The sequence below is a fragment of the Actinophytocola sp. genome (assembly GCF_045807065.1).
Taxonomy (GTDB): Bacteria; Actinomycetota; Actinomycetes; order Mycobacteriales; family Pseudonocardiaceae; genus Actinophytocola.
This window is the reverse complement of sequence record NZ_JBJMIE010000209.1, coordinates 17,046-28,560: the sequence shown is the minus strand read 5'-3', so window position 1 is coordinate 28,560 and position 11,515 is coordinate 17,046. Positions and strand designations below refer to the sequence as shown.

The 11,515-nt window shown below is 67.4% G+C and carries 5 protein-coding genes, 1 tRNA gene and 1 pseudogene; 3 read left to right on the top strand and 4 right to left on the bottom strand.

What is annotated here, in order from left to right:
* Nucleotides 1-603: response regulator transcription factor (locus ACJ73U_RS12255; RefSeq protein ID WP_407777696.1), on the top strand; the 603-nt coding region annotated here is incomplete at its 5' end.
* Nucleotide 604: 1 nt separating this feature from the next.
* Here ACJ73U_RS12255 and ACJ73U_RS12250 read toward each other — a convergent pair.
* Nucleotides 605-1,810, bottom strand: coding sequence for an Ig-like domain-containing protein (locus ACJ73U_RS12250; RefSeq protein WP_407777695.1), 1,206 nt, complete (start codon nucleotides 1,808-1,810; stop codon nucleotides 605-607).
* 158 nt (nucleotides 1,811-1,968) lie between these two features.
* On the opposite strand from ACJ73U_RS12250, the gene ACJ73U_RS12245 reads away from it, so the two are divergent.
* A tRNA-Lys gene (locus ACJ73U_RS12245) sits at nucleotides 1,969-2,041 on the top strand.
* Between the two features lie 156 nt (nucleotides 2,042-2,197).
* On the opposite strand, the gene ACJ73U_RS12240 is transcribed toward ACJ73U_RS12245, so the two are convergent.
* A complete protein-coding gene (locus ACJ73U_RS12240; RefSeq protein WP_407777694.1) occupies nucleotides 2,198-2,461 on the bottom strand; it encodes a tyrosine-type recombinase/integrase in 264 nt (87 codons plus the stop codon).
* 148 nt (nucleotides 2,462-2,609) lie between these two features.
* Here ACJ73U_RS12240 and ACJ73U_RS12235 point away from each other — a divergent pair.
* Nucleotides 2,610-3,892: pseudogene (locus tag ACJ73U_RS12235) on the top strand (IS701 family transposase).
* A gap of 528 nt (nucleotides 3,893-4,420) precedes the next feature.
* Here the strand turns inward: ACJ73U_RS12235 and ACJ73U_RS12230 are convergent.
* The gene (locus ACJ73U_RS12230) at nucleotides 4,421-4,894 is read right to left on the bottom strand and encodes a hypothetical protein (protein WP_407777693.1); all 474 of its coding nucleotides are present in this window, start codon (nucleotides 4,892-4,894) and stop codon (nucleotides 4,421-4,423) included.
* A 24-nt stretch (nucleotides 4,895-4,918) separates the two neighbouring features.
* Nucleotides 4,919-11,251, bottom strand: coding sequence for an RHS repeat-associated core domain-containing protein (locus tag ACJ73U_RS12225; RefSeq protein ID WP_407777692.1), 6,333 nt, complete (start codon nucleotides 11,249-11,251; stop codon nucleotides 4,919-4,921).
* Between the last annotated feature and the right edge of the window lie 264 nt (nucleotides 11,252-11,515).

The window sequence follows — 11,515 nt, the reverse complement described above, 5'->3', positions numbered from 1 at the left end:
GTCCGGGTGACCGTCCGCGCGCTCGACGCCATCACGTCGGCGGGCCTGAGCACCTGCCTGGAGTCGCTGCCGGACGTGGTCGTGACCGACGGTGAGGCGGACGTGGTCGTGGCGGGCTTCGAACGCCTGTCCACCGCCGCCGTCACGGTGCTCCGCGCCGCCGCGGCCGAGGTCCGCAGGCCGATCGTGCTGGTCGTGAACGAGATCAGGGAGGCCGAGTTGCTGCCCGCGGTGGAGTGCCGCGTGATGGCCATCCTGCCCCGCGCCGCGGCCGGCGACGAGCGGCTGGCCCAGGCCGTCCGCACCGCCGCCACCGGTGGGGCGGACCTGCCGCCGAACCTGCTGGGCCAGCTGGTGGGGCACGCGGAGCGCCTGCACAACGAGGTCCTGGCGGCGCACGGCCTGACCGCGTCCGGCCTGTCGCCGCGCGAGGTGGACGTGCTCCGCCTCATGGCGGACGGCCTGGACACGAACGAGATCGCCAGGAACCTGAGCTACTCGGAACGCACGGTCAAGAACATCATCTACACGATCACCAGCCGCCTCCGCCTGCGCAACCGCCCCCACGCGGTGGCGTACGCGATGCGTGCCGGGATCATCTGAGCTAGCGCTTCCCGCCGGCGGACCACTGGTCCCAGGGGATCTGCCAGTCACCGAGGCCGTCCCACGCTTCGAGGGCCGGGCCGCCGCTGTTCTGGACGATGATCACGTCACCCTTGTTGGAGATGCTCTGCAGCCAGGCCGCGGCCTCGGTGGTCATGTTGATGCAGCCGTGGCTCACGTTGCGGCGGCCCTGGTCACCCACCGACCAGGGGGCCGAGTGGTAGAAGATCCCGCTGTTCGACATGCGGCTGGCGACGGCCACGGTCGTCCGGTACCCGCCGGGTGTGTCCGCCGGCACGCCGTAGGTACCGGAGTCCATCGTGTAGTTGGTGTGCTCGCTCATGACGACGTAGGTGCCCGCCGGTGTCTCGTGACCGGGCTTGCCCATGGAGATCGGGATCGTGCGCGCGACCGCGCCGTTGACGGTCACCGTCATCTGGTGGGTGGCCCCGTCCGCCGTCGCGACCACCGCGTCACCCACGGTGACGTTGGCGACCCGGCTGTCGTTGCCGTACACCCCGTTGCCGAAGTCCCGCCCGTAGATCGCCGCGTTGATCGTGATCCTGGTGCCCGCCGCCCAGTACTCCTTGGGTCGCCAGTGCACTTCCTTGTCCGAAAACCAGTAGAAGGCCCCCTCGGCGGCGGGCGTCGACTGGACGTGGATCGCCTGCTCGACCGCGGCCTTGTTGGTCACGGAGGTGTCGAAGTAGAACGCGAGCGGCTGCCCGACCCCGACCACCTGCCCGTCCAGCGGGTTCATCGAGACGTCAGCCTTCCGCCGCGGCGTGGCCGTCGTGAACACGGACGTGACCGTGGCCGGCTTCCCGTCCGTGCCCTGCCCCGTGGCGGTGGCCGTGTAGGTCCTCCCAAACCCGAGCGGCACCGACGACTGCCAGGTACTCGCATCCGGCGACAACTGCCCCGGAACCGCCTCCCCGGCATCGTTGACCAGCGTGACCTGCGTAACCTTCCCATCCGCCGCCGCGATGGTGACCGGCCCCGACGGCTCGACGTTCGCGGCCTGGTTCCCCGGCGTAACGGTCAGCTGAACCGCCTTCCTGGGCGGCGCGGGCTTGGCACTGGGCGTGTTCGGGGTCGCGCCGTCCTTCTCCCCAGCCGCGGGCGTCCCGGTACAGGAGGTGCCCACAGCCACGACCAGCGCGACCACACCACCGAGAAGCAGACCCCGTCGTCGACTCAGAGTCATGTCGAATCCCCCGTCCAGCCACTGTTATCAGTCCATAGTGTGCCGGATGGCACCAGCGGACCGGTCAGGAGATCCACAAAAAGGGGAATCCGGTTTCAGGGGCGCCCGGGGGGCGTGCTAACGTTCATGACGTTGCGCAGGAGCACACCGCTCCACACGCGCCGCTAGCTCAATTGGCAGAGCAGCTGGCTCTTAACCAGCGGGTTCGGGGTTCGAGTCCCTGGCGGCGTACGTTCAGACCCCAGGTCAGTGTTATCGCTGACCTGGGGTTTTGCGCGTTCCACGCCGCTTGCATGATCAATCTGACTGTCCACATCGGGCTTGTGCGTGCCCGAGGGGTGCCCGAGAATGTTGATCTTGCTTCGAGGGATCATCCGGGCGGTCGCCTCAGCTGCCGAGCTCGGGTAGCACGTTCGTGTACAGATCGCTGGTGGTGGTGATCGAGGCATGCCGAAGCATGTGCTGAACGACCTTCATCTCGACCCCGGCAGCGAGCGCGATGGTCGCGGCGCCGTGGCGTAGGTCGTGAAGCCGGATCGGAGGCAGGCCGGCCTGCTTGCTCAGAAACTTGAAGTGCTCGGTGACGTCGGCCGGATGCAGCGGCTTACCGTTCTCCTCGGTGAACACCAGCCCGGAACGCTTTGAGCTCATGCGTCAGGGTGGGGCGTCCGGGCCCTCTACCGGCGCCGGCGCTCCTGGACCACGATGCGCGGCCCGGCAGCCGAACCTGCTCCGGACCTAGTAGTGCTTTGTTAGGTCCGGATGATGGGGTGGGTTGTGTGTGTGATCTTCTTGTCGGGTGACGCCTGAGGAGATGGATCAGGTTCGGCCGGTGATCGAGGAGTTCGCCGGGCGGATGCTGGGTGGGTTCGCGCGGCGTGATCAGCGGGCGAAGGGTGAGTTGTATCTGCGTGGGTTGATGCTGGATGGCAAGCGTAAGTCGATGCAGCCTATGGCAGAGCGGCTTGGGGTCGACCACCAGCAGTTGCAGCAGTTCGTGACCACTTCCACCTGGGACCACGTCGAGGTCCGGCGCAGGTTGGCGGTATGGGCGCAGGAGTTCGTCGATCCGCGGGCATTCGTGATCGACGACACCGGATTCCCCAAGGACGGCAAGGACTCTCCTGGTGTGGCCAGGATGTATTGCGGTGCGTTGGGTAAAACAGGGAACTGTCAGGTCGGGGTGAGTGTGCACGCGGTCACCGACTGGGCCTCCGCCGCGATCGACTGGCGGCTGTTCCTGCCGGAGTCCTGGGACGAGGAGAAGGCCGCCGGGGGCCAGGCCACGCCCGAGATGTTGGCCGAGATCCGGCGCCGGCGGACTCGTAGCGCGATCCCGGATGAGGTGCGGCATCAGGAGAAGTGGCGGCTGGCGTTGGACATGCTCGACGAGATCATCGGCCAATCACCCGGCCAGTGGGGTTTGCTGCGGCGGCCGGTGGTGGCTGACGCCGGTTACGGCGATGCCACCGAGTTCCGGCTCGGTCTGACCGAACGCGGTCTGACCTACGTGCTCGCGGTGTCCCCGACCGCGACCGCCCACCTAGCGGAGGCGGTGCCGGTGACACCGGCCTACGGCGGTCACGGTCGCCCACCCGCACCGTGTTACCCCGACAAACCTGTCAGTCTGAAGAGTCTGGTCATAGCTGCCGGTCGGTCGGCTGGCCGGTTCGTGGTCTGGCGCCACGGATCCAAGAAAACACCAGGGAACCCGACGCGAGCATGCGCTCGAGATTCCTGGCGTTGCGAGTGCGGCCGGCCAACCGCAACATCCCCCGTGACCAGGATGGCAACCTGCCCGAGTGCTGGCTGCTGGCCGAGTGGCCACCCGGACAACCCGAACCCACCGACTACTGGCTGTCCACCCTCCCACCGGATATCCGGCTGCGGGACCTGGTGCGGCTGGCGAAGATCCGCTGGCGGATCGAGCACGACTACCGCGAACTCAAAGACGGCCTCGGCCTCGATCATTTCGAAGGCCGCTCCTGGCTCGGCTGGCACCGTCACGTCACTCTCACCGCGGTGGCTCAGGCGATTTGCACCCAACTCCGACGCACCCCAAAAGCCCCTGCGCAGGCCTGACTCTCTACGCAGTACTGCGCGAACTCCAGGCCTTACTCGTGGTCTGGACGGGCTTCTGCCACACCTGCCGACAACCCGTCCCGACCCAAACCAGCCAACAGAAACCCCAGCTCAACAGCACCTAACAAAGCACTACTAGTCAACCGCCATTTTACCGTTGACGGACCGGGCCGGTTGTGGATCACCGACATCGAGCACCCGACCGAAGAAGGGAAGGTCTACTGCGCCGCGGTCATGAAAGCCTACTCCTGACCGATCATCGGCTGGTCGATAAACATCCACATGCGCACCGAACTCGTCACCGACGCGCTCGGTACAGACATCATTCGACGGCAACCTGACAATAGCTTCACCATTCTGCATTCCAATCACGGTTCGCAACGTTCAGCTGTCAGATTTGCATCTAAGCAGCAGCGCTAGCACCCGCTGGGCGGCGCAGCGACGCTCGCTCCTGCGGGCCAGCACAGCGCTCGACCCACGAGAACGTCGGTCTTCCCTTCGGCGCATCCAGTACCACATTCGGGTATGTCAATCAACGGCCGTCACGGCGTAGATGCGGGATGCTTCAGTGCCGGGTGCCCGGCGGACGAGTGAAAATCTGGCGGCAGTCAGTGGGATTTCGTAACGGTCCACTCGACGATAAGTAGCGGTGTTGATTTCGGCAACCTGCACTCTATTGAAGGGCTCTCCGTCAGTCGTGAATCTCACGAAGGCTAGCTCTCGTCCTATAGTTTCCGCTTCGCAGGCTATCCAACTATTCGAACTGTAGTCATCTACGTCGATATCGTAGGGCGCTGTCGGGTATTGATCCAGTGTTCGACTCCGATCAACGCTCACTGGCTGCGCCACGAATACATCGAACAGGCAACCTTGCAGTTTTTCCCAAGAAGGGTGCTGATTCATCGCGTCGGACCAGGACAACTTCGCACGCTCCGCAGGTGGTATGACGGCCACGAGCGCGGAGCGGAAGTTGTGCATGAGTTCGTCGATGGTCGCAACCAACGCGTCATCATCCGTGGACATTGTTCAGCTTCCCCATAGATCATCGATCCAACCCAGTTGCTCTGCGGTCGGTGTCGTCTTGATGTCGCCCTTCGGAAAACCTTGACCAGGTATCACCGGCTTAGCTCGATCCTTCGTGATATCCAAGATCACTCTACCTTGTCCATCCGTGACGAAGACGCGACCCTCTGACGCGCCGCGTACCACCGAATTGGGGGGTCCCACGAAGTCTTTCACCCTGGATCCGCTTCTGCCCGCGCCCGGAAACTGGAAGTTGTGATCTGTCCTCAGTTGCGTAGCCTCGGCCGCGGCGACATCATCGGCCACGGTAGCGGCTCTCGGCACGGTAGCGGTGCCGCCGCCGCAGAAGTCGCACATCACCTCACCCCAGATCGCGGCCAAGCAGGCTTCCGGCGCGACCGCGCATCCTGCTACGGCGAACGCTGCGAGGTCGATGAATCCGACGACCTCCAAATCGTCGTTGAACTTGCCGTTCTGGGTTTGTTTTCCGGTGAACGGGTTGAACGACATGCACTCGTCCGATGTGCCACCCATCGCCTGGCAGACCATCTCCCACTCGTCGTCGCCTTGTTGGGCGAACTCGATGGCGTCGGCGTAGGTGAAGTCGTTCGATCCCTTGTAGCCGTGCGACTTGAGCGCGTTGAGGCCGCCTGAGTTGATCTTGCCGTGGCCCTTGTACGAGACTGGGGTGTTGAGCTTGGCCAGCATGTTGTTCTTCTGGTTGTTCTTTGCCCGCTGGTCGGCTCGTTCGATGGCGTCCGCCGAGGCGCTGGTGTTGGGGATGCTGGCGTTGTTGTCGTCGAGGTAGTAGATCAATCCGGACGGGTCGGCGAAGGTGGCGGGGTTGTTCCCGGCGTAGGCGTAGGGGTGCCATTGCTGGGGGTTGGTGACATCGAGGACCGGGTCGGCGGAGAGGAACCGGCCGGTCGTGGGGTCGTAGTTGCGCGCGCCGACGTCGGTCAGGCCGGTGTCGGGACTCTGTGACTTGTCCAGGAAGCCGTGGGAGTCGGGCCATCCGCCCTGGCCGGTGCCGATTGGGTTGCCGTACGGGTCGAACGTGCGGCGGGACACCGTACGGTCGCTGTTCGCGGGTGGTACCGCGCCAACCGCGACCTGGAGGGTGCCATGCAGGTCGCTCTGCAGGTAGGAGATGTTCGCGCCGCCGATCCGGAGGGCCACGGTGGTGCCGTTGTGGCTGTAGTAGCGGGTGCCGGTGACGGTTCCGGTGGCGGTGTCGCGGCTGATCTCCTCGCCGGGCAGGAACAGCGTCGTGCGGCCCGGGTCCCGGCGGATCAGCTGGTTGCCGTCGGCATCGTAGACATAGCTGGTGACACCGCCCGGGGTGGTGACCGTCTCCAGGCGGTTGTTCTGCGTCCAGGTCAGGGACTGGTTGCCGGCGGGCAGGGTGCGGGTGGTGGTGTCGCCGGACCCGTTGTAGGTGTAGCCGGTGGTCGACGTGCCGGCCGGGCCGGTCGTCGTGGTCGAGGTCAGCGAGTGCGGGCGTACCGCGTCCGGGCCGGACGGGGGGTAGGTGTAGGTGGTGGTCGAGCCGCTGCCGCCGCCGATCGCGTGCTGGGTCTGGGTCTTGCGCAGGCCGATGGTGTCGAAGGTCCAGGTGGTCCAGTACGGGGTGGGTCCGCCGACGGTCGTGGTGCTCGGTGCGGCGGCGCAGCCGTCGGTGCCGGTCCACGCGTCGGTGAGGCGGTCGAGCGGGTCGTAGGCGAAGCATTCGGTGCGGACCGGGCCGTTGTTGTCCGGGGAGCCTTGGACGTTGACGGTCCTGGTGACGTTGCCGGCGTCGTCGTAGGTGTAGCGCAGGTCGTCGACCTGGGGGAACTCGTCCTGCACGGACAGGTTCACGCCGGTGACCCGACGGGTCTGCGCGTCCCGGTCGTAGGTCAGCGAGCCTGTGGAGTTGTTGACCCCGAGCGTGTACTTGGCCGGCTCGCCGAACGGCGTGTACTGGCTCGCGTTGACGTAGACGTTGTAGCCGGCGGTCCGCGACGGGTTGCCGTACCGGTCGAACGTGGTGTTGACGTCCTCGCCCGGCAGCCCGCCGAGCGAGGTGGGCGTGATCCCCCAGACCTGACCGGTCGTAGTGTGCCGGTAGACGGTCGTGTGGTCACCGGACAGGCCCGTCACGCTAGGCGGGATCCGGACCGTCTGCTTGGCCACCAGGCCGGCACCGTTGTACTCGAACCCGACGAGGTAGTTCCCACCGGTCGTGATGCGCGCGGTGGACGCGAGCAGGCCGACGCCGTTCGGGGCGGTGTCCCAGGTCCAGGTCGCGAGCTTGGTGCCGGTGCCAACCGCGCCCGACCACTCGGCGGTCTTGCGGCCGAGCGGGTCGTACTCGTAGGACAGGATCTGCCCGCGGCCGTCCGTGGCGGACGTGAGACGGCCGAGCAGGTCGTAGGTGGACGTGGCGGTGCCCGCGTCCGGGTCGATCGTGGCGTCCTGCCTGCCGAGCAGGTCGTAGTGGTAGCTCCAGGTGTTGCCGGCCGCGTCGGTCAGCTGGTCGACCTGACCGAGCGGTGTGGTGTGGTAGGCGGTGGTCGTGTACGCACCGCCGGACACCCCGCTGCCCGTCACCGTCGGCGAGCTCGTGTACTGGCGCAGCTCGACGTTGTTGTCGCGCACGTCGGTGAGCGTGGTGCTGGTGACCCCACCCTCGGGCGGGATCGAGGTGGTGCGGTCCCCGCCGTAGACGGTGCGGGTGTCCCAGGTGGGGGTCAGACCCCGGTACGCGGTCGCCACGACGGGCCTGCCGTTGCCGTCGTAGGTGGTGACCGTGCGGTCGTCGACCTCCTCGTCCCCGACGGCGATAAGCGTGGTGTCCGGGGCCCCGGTGGTCGTGTACCGGTTGTTCGACCGGACCGCCCAGCCGTGGCCGTCGTAGAAGACGTCCCCCACGACCCGGCCGGCGACCGCGTCCGGGTTGGACACGTCGTCGGTCTGGGTCTGGCGGAGCTGGCCCATCGCGTCGTAGAGGCTCGTCGTGGTCACGTAGTTGGTGCCGGTGCCGTAGTCCACCAACGTCCTCTTGGTCACCGCCAGCGGTCGGTCGCGCCGCAGTTGGTAGTCGTAGGTGACGCTGGCCTGCGTCCCCTTGGCGCGGCCAGGTTTCCACACTGCGGTCAGCCTGCCGAGCTGGTCGTAGGTGGCGTCGGTGCGGCGGCCGCCCACATCCACCGTCGCGGTGGTCGCGCCGCGTGACGGCTCCACCTCGACGACGGCCTGCTGGTTCTTGGGGTTCGTGGTGACGATCCGGGACAGGGTGCCGCCGTCGGTGGGTGTGTACGCCGTGCGCGTGATGTTGTTCAGCGGATCGGTCGAGGACGTGGGGCGTCCGGCCGCGTCGTAGCCGACCGTCAGTGTGGTGCTCCAGGCAAGCACGCCACCCGCGTTGCCGGTGGCGGCGTCAGTGCGGGTGGCCAGACCCGCCCCCGGAATCACACCCAGGGCGGCGGAGCTGTCGTAGTAGGTGCGGCTGCCCTTGAGGACGGGCGCGGGGGCCACTCCCTCGGCCGGACAGACCTGCTGGGAGGTCAGGGTTTCGCTGACCCGGCCCCGGATCCACAGCGCGGTGCCCTCCGCGTACCGGGTGGTGGTGCACACGTCCGGCACGCCGGTGCCGGAGTCGGTGCTGGCGACCAGCCGGCCGAGGCTGTCGTACCGGTTGGTGGTCGACCTCTCGCGGGTGCCCCCGGCGGCGAGTGACGTGATCGTCCGGGTCCTGGCGACTCCCACCACTTCGGCGGTCAGCGGTCGCAGACCGGGGCGGTTGCGGGTCGCGGGCGTCGCCACCACCACCGGGTCGGTGACCACTGTGGACAACTGCGTTCCGCTGGCGCCGTTGAAGGTCTGCACTTCGTGGACCTGCCCGGCGAAGCGGTCGTCGTCCTGGGTGGTCTCGTTCAGGGAGTTGGTCACCTCCCCGGGGCGGGAGCCGTTGTTGGGCAGGACGTCCGCCTTCATGCCGCGGAAGTAGGTGCTGCGAACCAGGGTCTGCGCCTCCCCGGCATGTGGATCGCCGGTTCGCACCTCGACCTGCGCGTAGCCGCGGAACTGGCCGTAGGTGCGGTGCTTCGGTTTGACCACCTCGTTGTCGTCGAAGTGCCAGGCCGGCTCGCCGAGGTAGGTGTAGGTGGTGAGCTGGCTCGGCGACACACCGTTGCGGTCCGACACCCGGACCGAGTCGACCACGTACTTGTGGAAGTAGTCGAGCGTGGGGTCGTGCTGGAACGGCTGTGTCCAGTAGGCGGGGAAGCAGAGCCTGGTGTTGTTGGCCGCGTCCGTAGGCATGTTCCCGACCGCGCACTCCGGCTCCTGGTACCGCACCTGGATGGCCGAGCCGGTGTCGGTGTCGATCTCGGTCATCCGCCAGTACAGCATGGCGGGCTGGTTGTTGAACCCCGGCACCCGGTTGTTGAGCAGTTGGTAGACGAACTCGACCGGTGGCATCGCGATCGAGCTGCCGTCGGCGGCGAAGCCCGTGCGCACCACCGAGTCCAGCCGCAGCTGCTTGGGATCGGTGCTGCCCGGCAGCGACTGGGTCAGCTGGTAGCTGTCCACCCGAACGGGTCCGGCGCCGGTGTTGTACTGGGTGGTGATCGTCGCCAGGCGCTTCGTCGACCAGAACGACGGCGAGTGGTTGTTGCACACCGCGCGCTCGAGGCAGTTCTGGTCCTGCGGGGTGTCCGGCCACCTGCTGGCGTTGGAAGCGGTGAACAACGCCGGGTCGCAGGAGAACGCGGCGTCGGCGACGCACCGCTCGACGGGGGTGAACACCACCTGGTCGGGCACGGTCTGCCCGTAGATGCTGCCGTTGACCGTCCGCAGTCCGTAGTCGATGTGCGCGAGGGTGCCGCCCCGGGTGTAGCGCACACCGGTGGTGCCGTTGCCGGCACCGTAGAAGTTCGTCTCCGGGGCGTAGTAGTAGGCGGTGACGTTGCCGCTGGGGTCGTCGACGAAGTCCAGGTTCCAGCGCCACGCCTGGGCGCACGAGGACTGGGCGAACCCGGCCGGGTTGTTGCACGGGTCGCCGGAGCGGGGCCCGTACACGGGCACCGTCCAGGTCGAGTTGGTCTGCTCCTGGTCGGTCCAGCCGGGGCCGCGCTGGCGGCCGAACCAGTACCGTACCCCGTCCTTCGTGGTGACCCGCCAGTGTTCGCCGTGGAACGCGCCGTTGGGTGCGTCGGTCAGCAACTCGACCCGGGCGCCGCCGTCGTCGCCCGCGTGCCAGGTCTGTGTGGCGTCGTCGAGGACGAGCGGGACCGATCGGCCGCCCAGGCTCATCGTCACGACCTGTCCCGCCCAGCACAGGTCGCCGGTTTGCTGCGCGGTGGGCAGGCCCTCGTCGTCCGAACACGGGCGGTAGGTGCGTTCCACGTAACCTGGTGAGTAGTCCCAGCCCTGGCCGATCCACGATGACTGGTTGTTGGTGCCGACCGTCCTACCGTCCACAGTGGACGAATTGTAGCCGAGGGTCACCTGCGGTGCGACCGCCTCGCCGGTGGCGGCCGGTGGCAGCGCGATCGGGTACGACCATGTGAACGCGCCTGTGTTGCCGGAGACCGCCCACGTCCCGGACGGCGCGAGTGAGCTGGCCTCGAACGTCCCCTGAGGACCGGATGGGCCGGCCTCCAGGGCCAGCGTGGTCGTCTCGGTGGCGGAGACCGGCACCGACGCCGACACCCGGTGCGCGGCCGTGTCGTTGCGCGACGGCAGCGGCGTCTGCGCCCGGCAGGCCGGTACCTCCGGTGTGGACAGCGCACAGCCGGGCAGGCGCACCAGGCGCAGCCGCGAGCCCCAGTCGCCGCCCACCGCGTCCCGGAACGCCCCGTAGTCGACGCCCACCGTGGCAACGCCGGAGTCACCGCTGGCCAGCGCGACCGACAGAAGCACGCCGCGCCCGCCCGCCCGCCGTGTGAGGTCCCTGTCCGCCAACCGAACCCGCACCGCCTTCGGGCCGGTGGAGGCAGCCACCGTCACCGGCAGGTCGCCGGCTCTTCGGGCCTTGGATGGCGTTCCTGGCGCCGCGGCGGCGAGTTCCACCGTCGCCTCGCCCGGTGCCGGCCAGGACACCGCGGGCGGCGCGCCGGCAGCGTGATTGTTGGTTGTGGCGCGGTGTACCAGCGGGAAGTCCCGGTGTGGCACCACTTTGTCCTGATGCGCGGCCGGCCCCCAGGCGGGTGCGGCGACCTGGAGCGGCGGGGTCGCCGCCGTCACCACGGACGCGAGCACGACCGCGGTCATGCCCGCGGCCAGCCAACGCCGGGTCCGAAAATCGACAGCCGTTGACGTCGCGGAGAACACGGTCACCCCCAGGCCCACCAGTTACCGGTATCGCGGACAATAATCTATTCGACCCAGAAATGGGTAACTGGTAAACGGGAACACGCAGTCTGTCCGGCGCATCGGTTTCGTGCTAGTGTTCGTCTGGGATCGGGGAAAAGCAGGCTGCATACTGGGGATTTTTTAATGCGCCGATATCTCGTGCTGCCGTTTGTCGCAATCGCGTTGATCGGAACAGTCGATTTCCCGGTCGCGAACGCTGTTCCGCAGCCGGTCGTCTCGTCGCCCGCAGGTGGTCAACCA

Excerpts from the sequence above, each read along its gene's own strand:
- ACJ73U_RS12250 (WP_407777695.1), bottom strand. The coding sequence starts at position 1,810 with ATGACTCTGAGTCGACGACGGGGTCTGCTTCTCGGTGGTGTGGTCGCG.
- ACJ73U_RS12240 (WP_407777694.1), bottom strand. The coding sequence starts at position 2,461 with ATGAGCTCAAAGCGTTCCGGGCTGGTGTTCACCGAGGAGAACGGTAAG.